Here is a 22,822-nt window from a genome sequence, read left to right on the forward strand (position 1 = left end):
GGCAGGTCAGCCGACGATGTCGGCGTTGTCTCCCTCACCGCCCGGCTGACCGTCGGCACCCAGCGAAAAAATCTCGAACGGCTTGCCGTTATTGCCGGGCGAGCGATACTGATAGGCGCGGCCCCACGGATCGGCGGGCAGCGACTTGATATAGCCGCCGCTGCGGTAATTCTGCGGCATCGTCAGCGTCGCGGGCGGGCTGACCAGCGCGTTCAACCCGTCCGACTGGCTGGGGTAGGTCGCGTTGTCCAGCCGATACATTTCCATCGCCTGCGCCATCGTCGCGATGTCGCTCTGCGCCTTGACCTTCATCGCCTTGTCCTGGCTGGGCAACACGTTGATCGCCACCACCGTCGCCAGCAGCGCGATGATAAACAGCACGACCATCAATTCGACGAGAGAAAAGCCGTTGCGACGCTTCTTGCGCGCATCAGGTGCGGTGGTCTGGGTCTGGTCAGTCATAAGTCAAAGTCCGGTCAGGTCCTGAAGTTGCAGGATCGGCAGCAGGATAGCGAGGATGATGAGCGCGACGATCACGCCCATGACGATGATAATCAACGGCTCCAAAAGCGCCATCGCCGCCGCGGTAAATTGCGAGAATTCGCGTTCGAGGTAGTCGGCCGCGCGTTCCAGCATGTCGCCCAGCCGACCCGCGCTCTCGCCACTGGCGGCGAGATAGACGAGCAACGGCGGAAACGTCCCGGCCTCGCGCAGCGCTGTCGATAGCGAGGTGCCGGCGCGCACTTTTTCGGTAATGCGCTCCAGCGCCTGACGCTGCACGGCGTTCGACACGGTGCGGCTCGACAGCTTCAGCCCGTCGACCAGCGGCAGGCGCGCGTCGATCATCGTTGCCAGCGTGCGGGCCAGCGCGGCGGCGTGGGTATCGCGGATCAGGCGGCCGATGAACGGCAGGCGCAGCAGGAACGCGTCGAAGCGGTACTTGAACGCCGGAACCGCCATCGCGCGCAGGAAACCGAGCATGGCCAGAGCGGCGACCAGCGCCAGCGCCCACCACCAAGCCGAGAGGAACTGCGACAACCAGATCACCGCGCGGGTCAGCAGCGGAAGCTGACGCGCAGCATTGTCGAATTGCTCGACCACACGCGGCACGACCGAAATCATCAACAGCATCACGACGCCGATGGCCATCAGCGACAGGACCACCGGATAGGCCATTGCGGCGAAAATCTTTGACCGCGCCGCCGCCTGCTTTTCCAGCATGTCGGCCAGCCGCTCGGCAATGCGGGGCAGGCTGCCGCTGGATTCGCCTGCCGATACCATCGCGCGATAAATCGGTGGGAAGCTGGCGGGTTCGCGGCGCATCGCCTCGGCCAGTGGTTGGCCTTCGACCACGCCCTGATGCACGTTGGTCAGGATCGCGCGGGCCTTGGCCTTTTCGGTCTGGCGGCTGATCGTGCGCAGCGCTTCTTCCAACGGGCTGACGATCATGAGCGAGGAGAATTGCCGCGTGAACAGTGCCAGTTCGCGGGCGCGCAGTTTCGGCGTGCGGCTGGGCAGGCTGAACGATCCGGGGGTAGATGTCCGCGCCTTGGCCGCGCCCTCCTCCAACCGCAGGACGTGCCAGCGGCGGGTCGTCAATTGCTCACGCGCAGCGGGCAGGCTGGCGGCGTCGATCGCGCCGCGCCGCTCTTTCCCCGTGGGGTCGACCGCAAGATAGGACCAGCGCGGCATCAGACCACGACGCCGCCATCATCGCGCCGGGCGACGCGCGCCGCTTCCTCGGGGCTGGTCTCCCCCGACAGGACAAGGCGCTTTGCCGCGCGCACCAGTCGCGTCCCGCGCCGGTTGCCAGCCGCGTCCTTGCCGAAAACATGGTCGGCGATTTCCTCTTCCGATGCGCCTGCGTTGACCAGCCGGCGCACGGTATCGTCGACGCGCAGCGCCTCGAACAAGCCGATCCGCCCCTGATAGCCCGAATGGCCGCAAGCGTCGCAGCCGACCGCATGGAAGACCGTCTTGCCCGGCTTGATGTTCAGGATTTCACCCAACGCCGGGTCGATCTCACCCTCACGGCGGCAAACCTTGCACAGGCGGCGCACCAGACGCTGGGCGATGACCGCGCGCAATGTACTTGCCAGCAGGAATGGTTCGACGCCCATGTCGCGCATGCGGGTGATCGCGCCGACACTGTCGTTGGTGTGCACGGTGGAGAGCACGAGGTGCCCCGTCAGCGAGGCCTGAACCGCGATGTCGGCGGTTTCCTTGTCACGGATTTCGCCGACCATCACCACGTCCGGGTCCTGCCGCAGGATCGCACGCAGGCCCGCTGCAAAAGACAGCCCGACCTTCGCGTTCACCTGCGTTTGGCCCACGCCATCCACAGCGTATTCCACAGGGTCTTCCACAGTCAGGATATTGCGCTGACCATCGTTCAGCGTGCGCAATCCGGCATAGAGCGTGGTCGTCTTGCCCGACCCCGTTGGCCCGGTGACCAGCACGATCCCGTTCGGCTCGTTGAGCGCGCGGGTCAGCACCCGCTCGGCATGATCGTCAAGGCCAAGCTGCGCGAGGTCGATCCCCGCATTGTCCTTGTCGAGCAGGCGCATCACCACCCGTTCACCCGCGCGGTTCGGCAGAGTCGAAACACGCACGTCGACCAGCTTGCCGCCCAGCGACAGCCCGATGCGTCCGTCCTGCGGCACGCGGCGCTCTGCGATATCGAGCCGGGCCATGACTTTGATACGGCTGACAAGCACCGGCGCGACATGCGGCGGCATGCGCAGCTTTTCCTTCAGCACGCCGTCTTCGCGGAACCGCACGACCAGCGCCTGCTCGTATGGCTCGATGTGAATATCCGACGCGCCTTCGCGCAGGCCTTGCGCGATCAGGCCGTTGATCAACCGGATCGCGGGCGCATCGTCGGCGCTGTCGAGCAAGTCTTCCGCACTCGGCAGGCCAAGACCGAGCGCATCGTCGCTGGCCTCGAAACCCAGCCCATCCGCCTCCAGCGCGCCGGTGTCGCCATAAACCCCGGTCAACAGCTTCTCGAACTCGGTCGCGGTCGCTCGGCGGGTCGACAAGGGCCGCGCAAAACGGCGGCGCAGTTCGAGCAGGACGGTCGCATCCGTCCCTTCGCGCAGCACCAGCGGAACCGCGCCGTCGACATCCTCGTCGGAAACGATCACGCCCCAGTCGCGCGCCTCGGCATAAGTCAGCAGCGGCGTGAGCGCCTCGCGCGCAGGCACCACGACCGCCGCTGCCCCGGCCAGCGCAACATCGTCGGCCAGCGGCACTTCGCCGTTCAGCGCGGTATGTCCGGGGTCGAGATGCGGCTCGTCGCTCATCGCTTCGCTTACTGCGCGGCCTCGCTCTCGGGCGTTATGATCACATCATCGGGGCGGTTCGGCATTTGCGGCGGGGCGGCGCCGAGATAGTCGATGACCAGTTCGTCGATGCTCGGCTCCCGATCCGGGTCGAAAGTGCGCTGCGCATCGCGGATGATGCCATAGCGGCGCGCGGTAACTTCCTGCCGGTCGCGCGCTGTGCGCAGGATCGTGGGGCGGATGAAGACCATCAGGTTCGTCTTCGCATGGCTCTTGCCGCGCGACTTGAACAATTCGCCGATGACCGGAATATCGCCCAGCAACGGGATCTTCTGGATCGTGCGCCGTTCGTTATCGTCGAGCAGGCCGCCCAGCACGATAATCTCGCGGTCGCCGACGGTAACGGTCGTCTTGATCTCGCGTTTGTTGATGATCAGCTCGTTAAAGTCGCTCGATACCGGCCCGGCGATCGAGCTGACTTCCTGCCGCAAGTCCAGCCGCACTTCGTTCGACGCGTTGATCTGCGGCGTGACGTCCAGTTCTATACCGACGTTCTGGCGTTGGATCGTACGGAACGCGTTGTCGAAATTGCCGCTCAGCGCTTCCCCGGTCGAAACAGGGATTTCCTGCCCGAACAGGATCGAGGCGGGCACATTGTCATTGGTCGTGATGTGCGGTGTCGACAGGATATTCGAATCCGAATCCGCCTGGATCGCATTGATCAGCGCGCCAATATAACGGTCGTTGCCGATAGAAGTGTAGCCGCCGGTATAGCCACCCCGCGCGCCCAACACCGCGGTCGCCGCGTTTTCGCGCAACAGGTCGCCGACTGTCGAAGTCGTCGAGCTGGAGACCACGCCATCGCTGACCACAGTCGTCGTCTGGTCGGTCGCATCGGCCAACAGACCGCCCGCGATATCGAGGATGTTCGGCGCGACGTTGCTGAAGTTCGTAACCGCAAACGGCATGTCCTTGCCGCCGATCAGGAACTGGACGCCCAGTTCCTTGGCCACACTGTCCGACACTTCGACAATGATCGCCTCGACCAGCACCTGATCCTGCCGGATGTCGAGCTGGCGCACCAATTCGGCAAGCCGCCGCTGTACGTCGACAGGAGCAGAAATGACGATGGCGTTCGCGCCGGGATAGCGAGTGATGATCGCGGTCCCGCGCCCACCGGAAAGCTGGATCGCACCGCCACCGACATCGCCAGCGTTGTTCAGGCCCGAACCCACATTGGCATCCTCGCCCCCGCCGGTCGTGGCGGTGACGGTGGAACTCGCGGCCGGGGTCACGCTGCCCCCGCTGCCGCCGACCAGCCGTTCCAGCATGGGCACCATCGCGGCGGCATCTGCATAGTCGAGCCAGATGACCTTGATCTCCGACCCTTCAGCGGCGCGGGCATCGAGGTCGCGGGCCATCGCGGCCAGCTTCGACAAAGTCTCCCGATCACCGCGCAGCAGGATCGAGTTGGAGCTATCGACCGCGACCACACCGGCCAGCCCGCCCGCCTTGGGCGCGATTTCCGACAGGGCGGCGGCGATTTCGCGCGCACCCGCGTGGTTCAACGTAACAAGCTCGGTGCTGCTGGTATCGCGGTCGATCTGGCGGACCAGCGCGCGAATGCGGCGGATGTTGTCGGCATAGTCGACCACGACCAGCGAATTGCCCGCCTGGTTGGCGGTGATCGAGCCTTCCGGGCTTATCAGCGGGCGCAGCGTTTCGACCGCCTGCGCGGCCTCTATCGAACCAAGCCGCACCACTTCGGTGACCATCGCGTTGTCCGGCGCACCAGCGGTGCCGAGGCGGCTTGGCTGCGACGCGGCGTTTTGCGCGGGCTGAATACGAAACGCGCCATTGCCGATGGGCACGGCGACAAGGCCATTCGCGCGCAGCGTGGCGAGGAACACCTCGAAATATTCGCTACGTGTTAGCGGGCGTTCGGTGACGACCGAGATCTTGCCGTTCACCCGCCCGTCGACAATGAAAGTCCGCCCTGTGACCTGCGCCGCATCGGCCACGAAGGCGCGCACGTCGGCATCGCGCACGTTCAGCACATATTGCGCCATCGCCACTTGCGGCAGCGCCATGGCGACCACCGCGACGGCGGCAAGGGCGGACTGAAGACTACGCGTGATACGCTTCATTGAGACACCGTTATCCGGACCGGCACATCGCGCCCGTTGCGCTTGACGGTCATCGTGACTGAGGAACCGGGACTGAGCTGGCCAGCCACCCGGGAAAGATCGCCAGCGCCCGAAACGGCGCGGCCATTGACGGCGGTCAGCACATCGCCGCTGCGCAGGCCCGCCCGGCGGAAGGCCGCGCCATCGCCCTTGGCATTAAGCATGATGCCCCCGTCGCCCGCCGCAAAGGCGATACCCTGCTGCAAGGCGCTGGCCGAAACCTCGCTCGATGGCGGCGGCGGGGCAGCGGGCGGCGGCGGCACAACCGGAGGCGGCGGTGCCACGGGATTGACCGTAGTGGGCGCGACGGTCGGCGCAGGCTTCGACTGGTCGAGATAGAGCAGTTCCGCGCCCCCGCCCCGGCTGAGCGTCACGTGATCGAAGGCGACGGCGGACAGGGTCACGCCATCCATCACTTCCTCACCGATGCGATAGACCCCCTGTTCGCCATCGGATCCGGCGACGATCGCGGTGCCTCCGCCAGAGGCCGGGTTCATGCGGATGCCGAACAGCGTCAGCGGAAGGTCGGTTACGACGGCGACGGCATTGGGCTGATCGACGGAAACGATCACGACTTCGCGGTTAAAGGGATCGAACCCCGTCATCAAAGCCGACCGAGCGCTATCATTCATCAGGCGCACCCGCGTCGGCTTCCAGTCGCCAAGCGGAGAGACCGGCGTCACGATCATCCAGAACAGTTGCGCCCCGGCCACGACGATCCCGGCGGCCAAGAGCCACCAGACCACATCATGCAGGCCCGGCACCGTCAGCCGCCGCCCGCTCGCACTGGCGCGAACGAATCGCACGTTTGTCTTCCCACCCGTCGTTACAACCGGGCCTGTATGGCCCATCGCGCGGCGACTCAAAAGCCCCGAACCCGTCTGGATTGTGGCCATGTAGCAACGATTTGACAGATTTATGTCAACGGCCACCATTCGATGCAGATACGCCCCCTCGCCAAATCGGCGGGTGCGGGCTAAGGGGCCGGAACAATGCTGGACCTGCAGTCGAAATCGCTGGGTGAAGAGGCCGTGCAGCCGCTGAACGGTCTGCGCGTGGCGCTGTTCAGCGGAAACTACAATTATGTGCGCGACGGCGCGAATCAGGCGCTCAACCGGCTGGTCGATTACCTGCTGCGACAGGGCGCGCAGGTCCGCACGTATTCCCCGGTGGTCGATAACCCCGCGTTCGAGGCGACCGGCCCGCTGGTCAACGTGCCTTCTATCGCGATCCCCGGCAGGTCCGAATATCGCCTGCCGGTGGCCCTGTCGGCAGCGGTGAAGAAGGATCTGGCCGCCTTCGACCCCAGCGTGGTTCACGTGGCCAGCCCCGACGTCGTCGGTCACAAGGCGGTGACATGGGCGCGCGATCGCGGGATTCCGGCGGTTGCCTCGGTCCACACACGGTTTGAAACCTATCCCCGCTATTACGGCTTCGGCTTTCTGGAACCGCTGGTCGTTGCCGGCCTGCGGCGGTTCTATAATCGCTGCGACGCGCTGATCGCGCCTTCGGAATCGATGGTCGCCCTGTTGAAAGAGCAGGGGATGAACGACGATGTCTCGCTATGGACGCGCGGGGTGGATCGCACGATCTTTCACCCGTCGATGCGCGACATGGCGTGGCGGCGTTCGCTGGGCATTGCCGATGACGAACCGGTGGTGGGCTTTCTTGGTCGCCTCGTAATGGAAAAAGGCCTCGACGTCTTTGCCGAGACGATCGAACGGCTGCGCAAGCAGGGCGTGCGGCACAAGGTGCTGGTCATCGGCGAAGGCCCCGCGCGCGGTTGGTTCGAGGATCACCTGCCGAAAGACGGCAATGGAACGGGCGTGTTCATCGGGCACCAAATGGGGGCCGACCTTGGCCGCGCGGTGGCCAGCATGGACGTGCTGTTCAACCCCTCTGTCACGGAAACATTCGGCAACGTCACGCTGGAGGTGATGGCCTGTGGTCTGCCCGTCGTGGCCGCCGCCGCAACCGGCAGCCGGAGCCTCGTCAACGACGGCAAGACCGGCGCGCTGGTCACGCCCGGCGACACAAGGCAATTTGCCAAGGCGCTGGCCGCCTATCTGACCGATCCGGCCCTGACCCGCGCCCACGGCGACGCTGGCGAAGCGCGGGCCAGTGAGAACAGCTGGGACCGGATCAATCAGGCGGTGGCCGATACCTATCTGCGGTTGCTGTCCGCGGACCGTTGATCAGGCGATGACCCGCCGCGCGATCATGCGGCGGCTGTAAGAGATCAGCGCCAGCAGTACCGCCAGAAGAATGATCGAGAAGATGATCGGCAGTGTCATGTCGGTCTGCCCCGGTATCGGCTCCACAAAGCCGAGGATGAGCGTCACCACCAGCCCCAGCAGCGACACGATAAACGCGTGCATCGCGAACCGGCTGCGGAGCAACAGCAGGACCGATCCGGCAACCGACCCCCAAACGCCCAATGCCCAGAACACGCTGCCCCACCACGGCATTGCTGCGTAATAGGCGATCATCTGGTCGGCGTTGAGGCCGAAACCCTGCCCCATGCTGCCAAGGTATTCGCGGTTCTGCAGCTGGGTCATCAGGTAGTCGTAAGCCCCGAACGCATTCCACAACAGGCTGAGCACGGCGACAATCCAGAAGGTCGTCGGTGCCTTGATGCGCGTCGTCGTCATTCTGTCTCTCCCCCGGATGCGACCCGGCTTTCGGGCCAGGGTTATCGGCAATAAAACCCGAACTGGCAATCGCCGCCGCGCGCCCTAGATTGGCGGCACCCATGGCCGACCTTTTCGCAAACGACCCGCCACCGCCCAGCGCCGCCCCCGAACCGGGTGAAGCCGCGCCGTTGGCCGACCGCCTCCGCCCGCGCACGTTGGCGGATGTTGTGGGGCAGGATCACCTTACCGGACCGGAAGGCACGATCGGGCGGATGGTCGCAGCGGGCCGCCTGACCAGCATGATCCTGTGGGGCCCGCCCGGCACCGGCAAGACCAGCATTGCGCGCCTTCTGGCCGACAGCGTGGGCATGCGCTTTGCCGTCGTCAGCGCTGTGTTTTCGGGCGTGGCGGACCTGAAAAAAGCCTTTGCCGAGGCCGAAACCGCGCAAAAGGCGGGTCAGCGCACATTGTTGTTCGTGGACGAGATCCACCGATTTAACCGCGCGCAGCAGGACGGTTTCCTGCCATTCGTGGAGCGCGGCACAGTCACGCTGGTCGGCGCGACGACCGAGAACCCGAGCTTCGCACTCAACGCCGCATTGCTGTCGCGGGCGCAGGTTCTCGTGCTCGAACGCTTGGACGAGACTGCGTTGTCTGCCCTGCTCGACCGGGCGGAGGACCTGGCGGGGCCGCTGCCCCTCGACGCCGACGCCCGCGCCGCGCTGGTCGCCAGTGCCGATGGCGACGGGCGCTTCCTGCTCAATCAAGCGGAAACGCTCTATGCGGCAAAGATCGACTCGCCGCTCGACACCGATGGCTTGCGCAAGTTCCTGCAACGGCGGCTGGCGGTTTATGACAAGGACCGCGACGGGCATTACAACCTGATCTCGGCCCTGCACAAATCGCTGCGCGGGTCGGACCCGCAGGCGGCGCTGTATTGGATGGCGCGAATGCTGACGGCGGGAGAGGAGCCGCTCTACGTCCTGCGCCGCCTGACCCGGTTTGCCAGCGAGGACATCGGATTGGCCGACCCGCAGGCGCTGACCCAGTGCCTTGCCGCCAAGGAAGCCTACGAATTTCTGGGCAGCCCGGAAGGCGAACTGGCGATCGTGCAGGCCTGCCTTTACCTCGCCACCGCGCCGAAATCGAACGCGGCCTATGTTGCGCAAAAGGCCGCGTGGAAGTCTGCAAGAGAAACCGGCAGCCTCGCCCCGCCGCAAAACATCCTGAATGCGCCGACAAAGCTGATGAAAGACTTGGGCTACGGCAAGGACTATGCTTACGACCACGATGCAGAGAACGGCTTTTCCGGCGCAAACTATTGGCCCGATGGCATGGAGCGGCAGAGCTATTACAAGCCCGTCCCGCGCGGGTTCGAGCGTCAGGTGATAGAGCGTATGGAATGGTGGGACAGGAAACGCGCTGAGCGGAAGGGCTGAGCCTGTTGCCCAGGTTCCGGCACTTCCTTGCCATCGACTGGTCCGGCGCGGCAGGCAAGCGGCAAAAAGGCATCGCACTGGGTCTTGCGCGTGCAGATGGCGGCGCGCCCGAATTACTGATCCGCGAAGGCGGCTGGTCACGCGGCGATGTACTGGCCCTGCTGCGCGAAGACCTGCCCGAAGATACATTGGTCGGCATGGACCTGGGCATATCGCTGCCCTTCGCCGATTGCGGCGCGTTCTTTCCCGGTCTGCCTGACAGTCCCGCCGATGCCCACGCGCTATGGCACCTGATCGACGACGTTTGCGCCGCCGATCCGCACCTCTCCGCAACCAGTTTCGTCGATCACCCCGACTTTGCGCCTTACTTCCGCCGCCATGGCGGGCGCGAAGGCGCTCTGTTTCACGGCCATGGTGCCCCGCACCGCAGAGGCCGGTTCCGCGTCGCCGAAGAGGCACAAGCCGCGCTGGGCTGCCAGCCAACGTCGAACTTCAACCTCGTCGGCGCCGCGCAAGTCGGGAAATCGAGCCTGACCGGGATGCGGGTGCTGCACCGGCTGGATCGCAAAGTGCCTGTCTGGCCCATCGATCGCCTGCCCGCAACCGGCTCCGTCATCACCGAAATATACACCGCGATCCCCGCCATCGCCGCCGCCAGACGCGCAGGGCGCAGCAAGATTCGTAGTTGGCGTGAACTCGACGATGCGCTGGCCTTGCTCGGCTCTCCCGCGCTTGGCCGCGAAGGCCCGATCGACGACCACGCTTCCGACGCTCTGCTCACCGCCGCATGGCTGCGCCGCCATGCCGACGACCCCGCGTTGTGGTCCCCCAAACACCTCAACGATGCAATTGCGCGAACCGAGGGCTGGACCTTCGGCGCGCCTTAGGGCAGAGGCGCGCAAATGGGCCGGCTTAGCTCAGTTGGTAGAGCACCTGATTTGTAATCAGGGGGCCACGGGTTCGAATCCTGTAGCCGGCACCATTCCCCCAAAATTTTTGGCAGATACGAAAAACGGGGACGCAGCCACGCCGCGCCCCCGCCTTTCTCCATGCGGTCCCGATCAGAAGCGGAACGACAGCGTCGCGCGTCCGGTGCGGGAAAAGCCCTGTTTCGACACGGTGCCGCCATATGACAGGCCGAGGCTCAGCCCCGGTGCCATTGTCCAGTTCAGGCCTGCATCGATCAGGCCCATGTCCTTGGCCAGTGGCGACCCCGTTACGATGAAGTCCGGCCCGCCATCGAACGCCATCGTTGTTTCAGTCGAACGGCCGTCCAGCGCATGCTGCCACTCTGCGGCAAAGCGGAACGCGACGGCATCGGCGGGGTCGAGCGTGACGTGCCCCTTCAGGCCCAGCGACGAATAGGTCCAATCTGCTTTTTCGTCGGCGACATCCAACGCCAGAGTCTCGCCGGTTTCGGCAAAGCCATCGCGGTCGAACCGGTTCCACGTCACCCCGGCAAAGGGCTCGATCGCGCCCTTGCCAACCGGCACCAGAACCCCGGCGCGGGCATAGGCGCCATAGACCTTTACCCGATAGTCGGCGGACAGGTCCTGATCGATCGTGGCGAACGCGACGTTGCGGTCGGTCTCTACGTCAAAGTCGGCATAGCTCGCCCCGGCGGCAAGGCGCAGCGCGCCTGCGTCGGTTCCCGCATAGAGGTGCCCGTGCGTGCCCTTGGTCGAAACATGGGACGAGCGGCTGCCCACCAGCGTATCGCCATCGGTATAGCCGACCGCGATGCCCAGCTTTGACTGGCCGAACCCGTATTCGAAACCGCCGGCATAGTTCGTGGTCTTGCGCAGGTAGCCTGCCGCATTGCCGTCGCCGTCGATATCGTCGCGCCCGCTCTGGATCTGGATCCACAGTTCGGGGCCCTGCGCACGCGGCAGGTCCAGCCGTTCCAGCACCGCGCGGCGAATGCGGGCGCTGTCCTGCCATGCCGTGTTGGCGACGGTTGCGTGGATTTCCCCGCTCAGCGCGTCGAGCGCTTCGCGCGCCATGACGCCGTTCAGGCTGGCGAACGCAAAATACTCGTCGGTCGCAGGATCGAACGTGGCATCGAAGGCAACGCCCGATGCGCGCTGGTTGGCGGTCTCGGCAACGTCGGCAAAGTCCAGGTCGTTGCGCGTCATCACCAGCGACACGCCACTGGCGCTGTAGACCAGCGAGGGATCGAGGAAGGCAAGGTCGGTGACTACCCCGTCGAATTCTCCGCTAACCGTGTCGGCCGCCGCGATCTGGTAGATCGTCTGCCAGTCATACGTTCCTTGGACCGCCAGCACGCTGACCATGCCGCCCTGAATGTCGAGCGCTCCGGTCACGCCGAGCAGGTCGGCATTGCCGTCCGCATCTGCGTTGACGAAGAGAGTCGATCCGCTGGCGAAAGTTACGTCGCCATCGGCCAGCATCATGCCGCTGGGCGCAAGGGTCGCTCCATCACGGACCAGGACGCCGCCAACCATGCCGCTGCCCGTCAGCAAGCCGCCCGACCCGACGGTGATCGCCGACGTCGCATAGCTGCCGATGACATTCAGGCCGCCCTCGCTGATAATGGTCGAACCGGTCATGGTGTGCAGGCCGGACAAGGTGACGATGCCGCTGCCGGTCTTTTCCACGTCGCCGGTGCCAGAAAGGGAACCGGCGAATTCGGCGTCGGCATCCTCATCGATGACCAAGATGGCATCGTTCAACACCATACCGCCCAGCGAGATGGTCGAGGCCGTCAGGGTACCGCCAAGGATCGAGGTGCCGCCAGTGAAGCCGTTCATGCCGGTCAGCGTGACGTTGCCATCGCCTTGCTTCGTCAGCGAACCGGTGCCGACGATGATACCTGCAAAGTCGCCGTCGACATCCTGATCGATCACCAGCGCGGCCTCGTTCTGGATATCGCCCGTCAGCGACGTGGTCGATCCCGTCAGCGTACCGCCCGTAATCAAGGTGCCGCCGGTAAAGCTGTTCGCACCGGTCAGCGTGACGTTCCCGCCGCCGCTCTTGATCAGCGAGCCTGTTCCCGAAACATCGCCCGAAAAGGTGCCGTCGCCAGCCTGATCGAAGACCAGAAACGCATCGTTCAGCACATCCCCGGTGAGCGAGATGGTCGAACCGGTCAGTGCACCGCCCGAAATCGTCGTGCCACCGGTATAGGTGTTCACGCCTGTCAGCGTAACGTTGCCGTCGCCGTCCTTGGTGAGCGACCCCGTACCAGATACATCACCCGCGAACGTACCATCGGTATCCTGATCGATAACCAGCGCCGCGTTGTTCAGCACGTCCCCGGTCACCGAGGTCGTCGAACCCGTCAGCGTACCGCCCGAAATCGTGGTGCCGCCGGTGTAGATGTTGGTCCCGATCAGCGTAACGTTGCCGTCGCCGTCCTTGGTCAGCGAACCCGTGCCCGACACGTCGCCTGCGAAAGTACCATCGGTGTTCTGATCGATGACCAGCGCCGCGTTATTCAGCACATCGCCCGTCAGCGAAGTGGTCGATCCGGTCAACGTGCCGCCCGAAATCGTCGTGCCGCCGGTATAGCTGTTCGTGCCCGTCAGCGTGACGTTGCCGTCGCCATCCTTGGTCAGCGAGCCCGTGCCCGACACGTCGCCTGCGAAACTGCCATCGGTGTCCTGATCGATCAGCAGGTTCCCGCTGTTCGCGACGTTGCCCACAATCGTTTCGGTCGAACCTGCCAGCGTGCCCTGCTGGATGTCCCACCCACCGGTGAACGTATTCATGCCGGTCAGCAACAACGTGCCCGACCCGGTCTTGGTCAGTGCGCCAGAAGGGTCGGATTCGTCGGTCAGCGTGCCGTTCAACGTAACATAGAACGTGCCGGTATCGATGGTGCCGCCATTGCCGGTAACGGTCAGGTCGGTGTCGAAGCTGTCGTCGCTATCGAAGGCAAGCGTGCCGCCATCCATCGACGGTTCGTAAGTGCCATCGCCGACCGTTTCGGGCGTCGCATTCTCGCCGCCCGAAATCGGCCCGGCGGTCGTGCCCACGGTGACCACCGACGATCCGGCCGGAACCGATCCGATCTGCAGCGTGCTGAAAACGAGGTAGCCGCCCGCACCAAAAATTTCGCCGCTGCCATTGGGGACCATCGTCACGCTGGAGAAGTTGTTGCGGTCGTCGATCGCGGCGACGAAATGCTCTTCACCGCCGATACTGGCGTCGATCCCGCCGACCAGTAATGGGGTCGACCCGTTAAACATCATGTAGATTTCCGACGCGTTCGCCGTGCCTCCATCCGGTGTGGTATTCCCGGTAGTGCAGCAAGTGCCCCAGTCATTGACGTGAAGACCGACGGCGTTGATGTCGTAAGATGTCGTGTAGCTGGCGTCGCTGTAGAAGGAGAGCGTGTAGCCTGCCGCGACAACGCTCATCCAGTCGCCCGCGGTATAGCCGACCGACCAGTTGGTGAAGCCGTCGCCACCTTCGTCGCCGCCTCCCGTATTCATTGCCGGGGCCCCGGCCAAGGTCGTTTGCACGTAGACGGTAACCGTTCCGGTCGTGTCGGTTACGGCAAAGCGATTGCTGCTGGTATTGGTTATATCGTACTGGAAAATCAGCGAATCCTGCGTCGCGCCGGGATTGGCATCGTTATAGGCCTGATCGGCGGCGTCGGTCGTATCGAGGAAGGTCTGAAGACCCGCGTTCAGGTCTTCATTGAAAAAAACCGCCGGATCGGCAAGCGCGGGCTGAACAGGCAGGACACCCGCGGCAAGGATTGCCGTCGAAGCCATAAAGCGGTTTTTGCGAAAACGTTGGGTCATTATTCTGGGCACCTCCACTGGAACCCAGCGGCTATGACCATGCGGCGTGCACAAAGCGCAGCGGCGTGAATACGCAACTTTCCCTATTTTCCTATCATATCTGCCGGTCGCATCCGGAATGGTTCGGAAATGGCGGTTTCGTAACGGACCGGACCGTTTCGGCGTGGCCATTTCGACACTTCGTTTACCGTTCTGTTTAGGCACAGCGATTTGCCAAGGTCCGGTCAACCCGTCGCCGAAATTCCGCGACCGAGGGTGGATTAGAACGCTTGCCGCATCCGTTACCCGAACCAGACGGCCCCAAGGGCCACCCCCATTTCTGACGGAGCCTGCAATCGATGCGTTACGCGCTTTACCTGATTTTCCTGACCCTCTCCGCCCCCGCGCTGGCCAATGACGGAGCTGCTTTGACAGACCGTGAGCAGAGCGCCACACCGACACGGATCACCTTGGTGGCCGGGGCCGAATATGCCAGCGGCGAATTCGCGGAAGAGGATTACCAAACGTCGGCGGCGGTGGCGGGTGTCTCGGTTTCGCGGGGACCGGTCTCGCTTTCCGCGTCGGTGCCATATCTGGTCACGACCGCGCCCAAATACCTGATCGTCAATCAGGGCGGCCTGCTCGGCACGCCCCTGTTCGCATCGTCCGACATCGAATTCCGACCGGTCCGGCGTAAGGGGATCGGCGATGTCTCGGTGCAAGCCGCCTATCGCCTGCCGGTTCGCGGGTTCGACGCGGCCGTCGCCGCATCGGCCAAAATCCCCACCGCGTCGGAGAAAAGGGGATTGGGCACCGGCGCGTTCGACTATGGCGTGGCGGGTCAGATATCGAAACGCTTCGGATCGGTCATACCCTTCGTGGGCGCGGGCTATACTTTCGTTGGCAAGCCTGACACGTTCGATGTGCACGATACGCTGTCGGGCACGGCCGGGGCCAGCATCGGGTTCAGCCGGACCAGCGCGGTATCGTTATCCTATGCCTATGAACAATCGCAAAGCAGCCAGGCAGGCGACCGCCAGAGCGTTGGCGTCGATCTGGGCACGCAGCTTGCTCCGAATCTCAGGCTGGGCCTGAACGGACGCGCGGGTTTGTCCGAAGATGCGCCGGACGCAAAGCTGGGCCTGCGGATCGGTCTGGGGTTCTGATCGGTCTGGGGTGCTGATCGGGGGTGGGGCTTCCCGCGATCAATCGCCGATGATTACGAAAGGCGCCCAGAACGCGGGATGCGCGTGATCCTTGCCTGCCATCATGTCCAGCTGCGCCCGTTGCAATGCGCGGGCATAGTCGCCGTCCCCACTCAGGCCAGTCATCGTCGCCGCCGTCAACCGCGCCGCCGCATCGTCACGAACGCGCCAGTGAGAGAGCATCAGCGACCGGCTGCCCGAAGCGAGAAACGCATTGGCCAGTCCGGTATAGGCAGGCGCGGTGACATCGCGCCCCGCCGCACTGTTGCAGGCGGACAGGATGACAATATCCGCCGCCAGGCCCAGCCCGGCAATCTCGCTGGCGAGCAGGAACCCGTCGTCTTCGGCTTGCGTCACGCTTCCCGGCGGGGTCAGGACCAGCGCGGGTTCGCGCAGGCCGCCGATCTCGCCGGCGGTCAAGCCGTGGGTGGCGAACAGGATCACGTCGGCGGGTCGCTGGCTGGCAGCGCGGATACGCGGCTCGCTGGCCTCCGCCCCGGTCAGGATCACGCGCTCTTTCGCACCACTCGCCTCGGCCACCAGCGCCACTTCGCGCTCCGCCTGCGGCAAGGCGGGCAAGTCGCGAATGTCGGCAAGTTCAAGCGCGGTGCCGCGATAGGCATCGGTCCTCTCGCCATCGCCCAGTTGCGGAGCGCCGACGCCGATAAAGCGCCCATTAGTCGCATTGGGGCTTGATCGTTCGAACGCGGCAGACGGCGTCAGCGCGGTCGAAAAGGCATGGTGGCGGACCAGCCAATCGTCGTCAGGCCCAGCCAGAATCGCAAAGGGAATGCGCGACAAGGCATCGCTCGTCACCACGGCGACGCGGGCCTTGCCCGACAATGCCTGCCTGACCTGCATCGGCAGGATCAGGTCGTGCAATTCCTTCGCAGCATCGACCGGGAATTCCCGCGTTAGCGCCGCCGGTCCGTCCAGCGCATCGCGCAACCGCGACACCAGCGGACGGACAATGGGCCTGCCGCCATCGGTATGCCCCATCGCCACGCCATCAGCGGTGATCACCATGCTGAACGTCTGATGGCGAGAGGGCATGGCGATCAGCAAAGCCTCGTCCGCCGTCATCCGTGCCTGCAGGTCCGCGACCGTGATCGCCTGCGGCTCCAACGCCTGTGCAAAGTCGGGGCGCACGATGGCCAGCGCCTTGCGCGCCTCGTCGACTTCCACCTGCAAGCGTTCGATCTCGACGCGATGCGCCTCCGCCTCGTCGCTACGCTGCGCAACCAGCATCGCGGCGCGTTCGCGGTTCAGCAGGCGCAGCCGCGCGCTACCTTTTTCCAGCGTTTCGACCAGCGCGGCGGATTGCGCATCCTGCCCGAAAGACGCGCGCAGCGTGAGGTACTGTTTCGCTCGCGCATTCGCGCCCCAACTGGCGAGTTCGAAGGCCCGCAAGGCATCGTCGGCGCGGTCGCTTAGCATCGCCGCCTGAGCCAGTTGCATCACCGGCTCGTAAAAAATGTCGAGATCGGCGCCGAGTTCGAAGCTCTGCGCATCGCCGACCATCTGCGCGACCAGCCGCCCGTGCGCCTGTTCGACCCGCTGCCAGCCTGCCTTGCCTTCGCCCGCCTCGATCTGAAGCAATCCGCGCTGGATCTCGGTCGCAGGCGGCACCGCTTCGTCCATCGCCGCGAACCGGTCGATGACGATCTGCAAGGTCGCCAGCGCGCCCGCGAAATTGCCAGCCTCTTCCTGCCGATCGGCCAGCGCGACATAGCCGCCGATGGCCTTGCGGTCGTCCATCGCCAGCGTGTCGGCCACGGCAACCGCCTGCCGTGCAAGGTCCATTGCCTGATCCGCCCGCCCCGCTTCGTGCGCGGCGTTGGAGGCGGAGAGGAACGAGTTCACCGTCTCGCCCGCGTCCACTTCACCCAGCTTTGCCTGACGCGCCAGCATCAGCGCGATCGCCTCATCATAATGGCCCAGCCGCGCGCTGATCACGCCTAGATTGTGGAGCGCGACCATCGTGTTCGGATGGTCCGACCCCAGCGTGGCGGTCATGATATCCAGTGCGGTGCGAGCAGGTTCCTCAGCTTCCTCATAGCGGCCCGCTTTCAACAGGACTTTCGCCAAAGTTGCCTGCGCGAAACCCATGAAAGGATGCCCCTCCGGCAAGAGCCGGTTGGCCATCGTCACCCCGCGCTGGGCAAGGTTCAGCGCCTCTACCAACCGTCCCGCATCGACCAGCATGTTGGCCCCGCTGGAAAACGCGACGAACAGCGTCGCATCCGACAACCCGCCATCGACCAGCCCGGTGATCGACGGGCCGACATGATCCGCCGCCTCGGCAAAGCGGCCCGCTTCGTAAAGAGCGTGCGAATAATTGAGATAGCCCAGGCCCAATGCCTTGGCCGCATCGGGTTCCAGCCCGGCAGGGTCCGCGCCATACAGTTTGACGCGGATTGCCAGCGCGCGTTCCTGCAACGGCAATTGCCGCTCCGGCGCGCCGGTCGCGCCATAGAACACCGCGCTGTTGGCCAGCGTATCGGCCATCGCCTCGCCATCGGTCAGCCCGGCGGCCTCAAGGCGCTTCATCGCCTCCAGCGAAGCGGCCAATGCGCCCTGCATATCCTGCTGATAATAACGCGTGTCGCCCATGCGGTTGAGGGCGTGGGCCTGTTCCTCCACCGCGCCGCCGGACGCCTCCAGCGCCATCAGATAGGCTTGCCAAGCCGCCTCCGCCTCTGCCGCCTGGGCCAGCGGATCGATGGCTTCCGCCGCCTGTTTCAGCGCAGCAGGCGCTCCTGCCGCAACTTGCTCCACCGCATCCTGTGCCTGCGCCATGGCCGGCACGGCCCCCACCGCCGCAGCAGCAGCAGCCAGCAACAAGAACTTGCGCATCAAAACCCCCCGATGTCCGGCCCTTTTCGTGGCGGGATCGTCAGTCGATCACAAGATAGAAGCGCACGTTTTCCCGACCGGGATTATAAATCTCGATCCGGTGGCGATGCGTGTAGAGAGGTACCCAGCGGCAGGACACCTTCTCCGCCTCCTGCTTGCACAGCGGTTCGTCGTCATCGTCGGTGATGCGGATGCCGACCGGGCGACCGTCGGGCGATTGCACCGCGACAGCGGCCTTGCGGCCCGAAAGGAAGGTCTGTTCGATCGTGCGGGTGCCACGCGCGGGCAGTGTGCCGGTCAGAAAACCGGGGCCGAGCACCCGCCCGCGCCACGCATGGGGCGATAGCGTAGCCCGCGCGCTCCATTCGGCAAGCGTGGCTTCGCCGGTGTCGTCGATGGGCTTCACGCCCAGCGCGCCGAGTTCGGCCAGCTTTGTACCCAGCGTTTCGGTCTGCCCTTCGCGATAGGCCGCTTCGGTTTCCACCAGCAACGCGGCAATATCCTGCGCCGGATCGGCAGGCGTTGTCGCAACCGGCGCAGTTTCGACTGTCGCGCATCCCGCCAAAGTCGCCAGCGCCGTCAGAACCGCCACCCTCATGCCCGCTTCCTCTCGACCACGAAACACGCCCCCTTGTCCTTGGCGCGGTATTCCAGCGTCAGTCCGTGCCGTTCCGCAATCGCGCGGGCCAGCGCCAGCCCCAGCCCCGCACCGGGCCGCTCGCCCCCTTGGCTTGCACCACGCGCCCGATGGAACCGCTCGAAAATCGCCTCCTGATCCGCCTCGGGCACGCCCGGTCCGTCGTCCTCTACGATCAGAACCGGCCCGGGCGTCAATGTCACCCGGATCGTCCCGCCCTCCGGCACGTATTTCAGTGCGTTGTCGAGCAGGTTGGTGAGCAGCCGCGCCAGATGCGGTTCCTCGCCATCAAGCACGACGCCGGGGCTGATCGCGGTTCCGAAATGCAGGCCGAGGTCTTCCGCGCTATCGGTGTAGAGCTCGCACATCCGCGACACGACTTGCGACAGGTCCACCGGCTTCAGACCCGCATGATCGCCCTCGCGCGCCTTGCTCCACGCGATGTCGAGCAATGATTCCAGCACGCCGACCAACCTGCGAATTTCCTCCCGCGCCTCCACCAGACGGCGCGACACATCGTCGCTCGGCCCCGCATCCAGCGCCTTGGCCAGCCGCGCGTCGAGGTGCATCAAGGGCGTGCGGATTTCGTGCGCCAACCGGTCGGTCGTATCACGATGCGCGGTCAAGAGGTTCTGCACCCGCCCGATCACCGCCGCACTGTCATGCGCCAGATCGTCAATCTCGTCACCGTGGCGCTCCGTGGTGGGCAGCCCGCCCCGGTTCTCCGCCGTATCGCGCAGGGCAAGGTTCACCTGCGCGATCCGCCGCTGCAACCGCCCCGCCGACAATTGCCCAAAGAACGCAACAAGCGCCACGAACGCCGCGCCGCCGACGATGAAGACTACCCGCACCCGTGCCCGCAGCGCCTCCGCCTCGTCCGTCTCGCGCGCGACCAGCAGACGCAGGTCCGGCCCAAGCTGGGTCGCGCGGGCATAGGCGCGCGTGCCCTCGCCGATGCGAATCGTGCCGCTCTCCGAAACCGCTGCATCGAGCGCGGGCCATGCCGGAATGTCGCCTGCCAGCCGGTCCCCATCGCCTAACAACAGGTAGTGCGGGGTGCCCCCTTCGGAAGGCCGCAGGCTCAGCCGGTCGCCGATCCGCCGAACCAGTTCATCGGTATCGCCGCTGGCGTGAATATCGACCAGTCCCGCCAGATCGACATCGACCGCCTTGCGCGCGCTGTCTTCCAGCGTGGATCGGATGGTCAGGTCAGTCACCAGCCAAAGCCCGGCGATCAGCAGTATCGAGGCGCCGATGCTGACCCAGACGATGCGGGAAAAGATGGAGCCCTTAGCGCGCAAGGCGTCAGCGCCCATCCATCAGGCGGTATCCAGAACCCCAGATCGTCTCCAGCGCCGGCGAGCCGAAACCATCCTCCAGTTTACGCCGCAGACGTGCGATCTTCACGTCGACCACATTGGTCTGCGGATCGAAATTCATGCCCCACACATCGCGCAGCAGCATCTCTCGTGTCACGACTTCGCCCGCGTTTTCCATCAGGTAGCGGAACAGATCGAACTCGCCGGGGCTCAGCGCCAGATGCTTGTTCTCGCGAAACGCGGTGCGCGCTTTGACATGGCACTCAAACGCACCGAACAGGATCACCGCGCTATGCGTGCGGCCCGATGCGCGGCGGTGCAGCGCGTTGATCCGCGCCAGCAGTTCGCCGCCCTCGAACGGTTTCGCCAGATAGTCGTCCGCGCCTGCTTCCAGCCCCTCTGTCCGGTCGGTCGAGCGGCCCAGCGCACTCAGCATCAAAACGGGCGTATCGACCCCGCTTTCGCGCAGGCGGGACAGAATTTGCAAACCGTCCTCACCATCCAGCATCCGGTCGAGCACGACGACATCGAACGCCGTCTCTCCGGCCCGGCGCAACCCGTCCGCCGCGCTGCTTTCCCACGCGAAACGGTGCCCCGCATCTCGCACGACATCGCCGATGCGCCCGGCCATGTCGGCCTCGTCCTCTATGCACAGGATGTAGAGCCCAGCCATTCGCCCCTCGATACCGTCGAACCGGGGCTTAGCCGCCGAAGCGCAACCGATGGAAGAGGGGGCGAGGCTTCATGCCGGGAAACTGCATTCAGCTCTCGCCCCGGTTGCATGCCTGCCGCTCCCCCAAGCGACAGGCATGCTCCCTTGCACGATCCGGCGTAAAGCCGGCGGCGCTGCCCACATCGCTGGAACTGGCGATTTGGGCGAGGGTCATGCAGGCCTTGCGCTCGCCCGGTTCACAGGCGTGGCCGGCCAGGGATGGGGCCCGTTTTTCGCTCTCCGGGCCGCCGATCCCAATCTTGTGCATGACCCCATAAGCGAAGCAGGCCTTGGCGACGTAGGCATCGCATCCATTTCGGATGAATATGCGCGCGACCGCCGGATGGCGGTATTCGTCCGGCCCTTGTGAGAAATAGAGGCCGAGATTGGCGCAGGCGATGCCGATCCATGCATCGCAGGCCTTGGTCAGGGCGGCGACATTGCCATTTCGCGGTTCGGGGGTAGAGATCGCGCCGCGCAAGTCCGCGCTGCCGCCTTGCGCAGCGACCGGCATGGCCGCAAACGCCGCCGGCATCAGCGCGATATGCGCCAAACGCCGTGCGATAATGCCGATATGCTGCATCGTGGGAACCCCCGAATTCGATCCGGGGCAAGCATCGTCAAGCGCGGAAATTGCACCACTGACAGGTTTTGTTAGTTCCATTTCGAATGCCGCAAGATCGGCATTCATGGTCGGGTTCAGACCCTAATCGGTACCGTCTGCCAACGCAGCGTTCAGCGTCGCGAGAAGATCAGCCCTTCGCCCCGCCACGTCCGACCGGGCCGCATCGTCCATCAAGACCTGCTCCAGCGCGCGCGCCGCATCGGAAACCGCGCCATAGCCCATGCTGCCCGCAATTCCGCACAGCTTGTGGCTACGGTCTCGCGCCGCCTCTGCATCGGCGGCAGCGCCGCCGGCAGCAAAGCACCCGAACCAGTCGCGCTCTTCGATCAATCTGTCCCGGAACCGTGCGCGAAGGGCGGCAAGCCGGCCCTCGAAATCGCTCATCTGCGTTACAGCCAGCGGGTCAGAACAGGCGGCTGATCGCGATGGCGGCATAGCCGTCGCTGTCGCTGCCGTCGGTCTTGCCGATGCCGCCCGACAGGCGGAGTTCCATGTTGCGCGCGATCGCGGTCGAGGCGAAGAGGCCGTAGGCGTGCCTGTCATAGGTCTCATCACCCTGAAGGCTGCCTTCCACGCCGACGCGCGTTTGCGACGAGGCATCGAGCAGCGGGCCGAAGCGCAGCTGCGCATAATAGGCCTCGTCCCCCAAGGCGTAGGACCCGAACCAGCCCAACCGCCAGTTGTTGCCCGCCGCACCATCGGTCGTTACCGCCGCGTCAAAGCGGGTCCCCTCACGCTTGTTGCCGGGGTCGGTCGGGTCGGTATCGGTATCCGTCACGCGCGGACCGACCGAGAAATTGGCCCAGCCCCACGCGCCCGACGACTGATGGACCAACGCCAGTTCCGCGGCCTTGTATTCCGCCTCTATCCGCGCGCCTTCGCTGTCATAGCGATATTCACCCACCGACACGCCGCCGCGAATCGCCAGCCCATTGCCCAACGATGCGCCCGGCAACGCCACGACCGCACCTGCATAGGCGTTGTACCCGTCGCCAACCGTCGCACCCGCATAGACAACCCCGTCATCGGGCGTTTCCTGCGCCATCGCGGCGCCCGAAAACCCAAGGCACGCGGCACCGGCCAACAGGGCGGCAAGGCCATGCGAAACACGAAAACGCATCTGGTGGAAATCCCATTGAAAAGAGCACGCGGCTCAACACTTTACACGCCTTGGC

General features: G+C 64.9%; 18 protein-coding genes and 1 tRNA gene. 5 read left to right on the forward strand and 14 right to left on the reverse strand.

The window, feature by feature from the left end:
- Positions 1-6: 6 nt before the first annotated feature.
- Genes gspG through AB433_RS12920 form a run of 5 tightly spaced genes read right to left on the reverse strand, consistent with a single transcriptional unit; the run spans position 7 to position 6,276 of the window.
- Positions 7-462, reverse strand: a complete 456-nt coding sequence (gene gspG / locus AB433_RS12900) for a type II secretion system major pseudopilin GspG (protein WP_047821514.1) — start codon at positions 460-462, stop codon at positions 7-9.
- A gap of 3 nt (positions 463-465) precedes the next feature.
- The gene (gspF, locus tag AB433_RS12905; RefSeq protein WP_047821516.1) at positions 466-1,692 is read right to left on the reverse strand and encodes a type II secretion system inner membrane protein GspF; all 1,227 of its coding nucleotides are present in this window, start codon (positions 1,690-1,692) and stop codon (positions 466-468) included.
- Positions 1,692-3,305, reverse strand: coding sequence for a GspE/PulE family protein (locus AB433_RS12910; protein ID WP_047821518.1), 1,614 nt, complete (start codon positions 3,303-3,305; stop codon positions 1,692-1,694). The genes gspF and AB433_RS12910 overlap by 1 nt, the downstream gene beginning before the upstream one ends.
- An 8-nt stretch (positions 3,306-3,313) precedes the next feature.
- Positions 3,314-5,431: a type II secretion system secretin GspD gene (gene gspD, locus AB433_RS12915; protein ID WP_047821520.1), complete on the reverse strand. Its 2,118-nt coding sequence runs from the start codon at positions 5,429-5,431 to the stop codon at positions 3,314-3,316.
- Positions 5,428-6,276 carry a type II secretion system protein N gene (locus tag AB433_RS12920; RefSeq protein WP_047824060.1) on the reverse strand — a complete coding sequence of 283 codons (849 nt, stop codon included), beginning with the start codon at positions 6,274-6,276 and terminating at the stop codon, positions 5,428-5,430. Before AB433_RS12920 ends, gspD begins: the two co-directional genes overlap by 4 nt.
- A 186-nt stretch (positions 6,277-6,462) precedes the next feature.
- On the opposite strand from AB433_RS12920, the gene AB433_RS12925 reads away from it, so the two are divergent.
- Positions 6,463-7,665, forward strand: a complete 1,203-nt coding sequence (locus AB433_RS12925; RefSeq protein ID WP_047821521.1) for a glycosyltransferase family 4 protein — start codon at positions 6,463-6,465, stop codon at positions 7,663-7,665.
- On the opposite strand, the gene AB433_RS12930 is transcribed toward AB433_RS12925, so the two are convergent.
- Positions 7,666-8,121, reverse strand: a complete 456-nt coding sequence (locus tag AB433_RS12930) for a hypothetical protein (protein WP_047821524.1) — start codon at positions 8,119-8,121, stop codon at positions 7,666-7,668.
- Between the two features lie 101 nt (positions 8,122-8,222).
- Between AB433_RS12930 and AB433_RS12935 the strand changes: the two genes are divergently transcribed.
- The 3 genes from AB433_RS12935 to AB433_RS12945 all read left to right on the forward strand — a co-directional run bounded on the left by AB433_RS12935 (position 8,223) and on the right by AB433_RS12945 (position 10,524).
- Positions 8,223-9,542, forward strand: a complete 1,320-nt coding sequence (locus AB433_RS12935; RefSeq protein ID WP_047821526.1) for a replication-associated recombination protein A — start codon at positions 8,223-8,225, stop codon at positions 9,540-9,542.
- Positions 9,543-9,547: 5 nt separating this feature from the next.
- Entirely contained in the window at positions 9,548-10,429 is an 882-nt protein-coding gene (locus AB433_RS12940; RefSeq protein ID WP_047821528.1) for a hypothetical protein, read from the forward strand.
- Positions 10,430-10,448: 19 nt separating this feature from the next.
- Positions 10,449-10,524 (forward strand) — tRNA-Thr (locus AB433_RS12945).
- A 79-nt stretch (positions 10,525-10,603) separates the two neighbouring features.
- On the opposite strand, the gene AB433_RS12950 is transcribed toward AB433_RS12945, so the two are convergent.
- Positions 10,604-14,314 (reverse strand): autotransporter domain-containing protein, encoded by a 3,711-nt coding sequence (locus AB433_RS12950; protein ID WP_169749357.1) that lies wholly within the window; start codon positions 14,312-14,314, stop codon positions 10,604-10,606.
- A 338-nt stretch (positions 14,315-14,652) separates the two neighbouring features.
- Between AB433_RS12950 and AB433_RS12955 the strand changes: the two genes are divergently transcribed.
- Positions 14,653-15,459 (forward strand): transporter, encoded by an 807-nt coding sequence (locus tag AB433_RS12955; RefSeq protein ID WP_047821533.1) that lies wholly within the window; start codon positions 14,653-14,655, stop codon positions 15,457-15,459.
- Between the two features lie 39 nt (positions 15,460-15,498).
- Here the strand turns inward: AB433_RS12955 and AB433_RS12960 are convergent, their stop codons facing one another.
- The 7 genes from AB433_RS12960 to bcsS all read right to left on the reverse strand — a co-directional run bounded on the left by AB433_RS12960 (position 15,499) and on the right by bcsS (position 22,767).
- On the reverse strand, positions 15,499-18,354 hold the full coding sequence (locus tag AB433_RS12960; RefSeq protein ID WP_047821535.1) for a CHAT domain-containing tetratricopeptide repeat protein: 2,856 nt from the start codon (positions 18,352-18,354) through the stop codon (positions 15,499-15,501).
- 40 nt (positions 18,355-18,394) lie between these two features.
- Positions 18,395-18,952, reverse strand: coding sequence for a hypothetical protein (locus AB433_RS12965; protein WP_156170812.1), 558 nt, complete (start codon positions 18,950-18,952; stop codon positions 18,395-18,397).
- Positions 18,949-20,307: a sensor histidine kinase gene (locus AB433_RS12970; RefSeq protein ID WP_047821539.1), complete on the reverse strand. Its 1,359-nt coding sequence runs from the start codon at positions 20,305-20,307 to the stop codon at positions 18,949-18,951. The genes AB433_RS12965 and AB433_RS12970 overlap by 4 nt, the downstream gene beginning before the upstream one ends.
- Positions 20,297-20,983: a response regulator transcription factor gene (locus AB433_RS12975; RefSeq protein WP_047821540.1), complete on the reverse strand. Its 687-nt coding sequence runs from the start codon at positions 20,981-20,983 to the stop codon at positions 20,297-20,299. Before AB433_RS12975 ends, AB433_RS12970 begins: the two co-directional genes overlap by 11 nt.
- Before the next feature lie 88 nt (positions 20,984-21,071).
- Positions 21,072-21,713, reverse strand: coding sequence for an SEL1-like repeat protein (locus AB433_RS12980; RefSeq protein WP_047821542.1), 642 nt, complete (start codon positions 21,711-21,713; stop codon positions 21,072-21,074).
- A gap of 15 nt (positions 21,714-21,728) precedes the next feature.
- Positions 21,729-22,031 carry an Hpt domain-containing protein gene (locus tag AB433_RS12985; protein ID WP_047821545.1) on the reverse strand — a complete coding sequence of 101 codons (303 nt, stop codon included), beginning with the start codon at positions 22,029-22,031 and terminating at the stop codon, positions 21,729-21,731.
- A 19-nt stretch (positions 22,032-22,050) separates the two neighbouring features.
- Positions 22,051-22,767 (reverse strand): cellulose biosynthesis protein BcsS, encoded by a 717-nt coding sequence (gene bcsS, locus AB433_RS12990; RefSeq protein WP_047821547.1) that lies wholly within the window; start codon positions 22,765-22,767, stop codon positions 22,051-22,053.
- Between the last annotated feature and the right edge of the window lie 55 nt (positions 22,768-22,822).

The organism is Croceicoccus naphthovorans (assembly GCF_001028705.1).
Lineage (GTDB): Bacteria > Pseudomonadota > Alphaproteobacteria > Sphingomonadales > Sphingomonadaceae > Croceicoccus > Croceicoccus naphthovorans.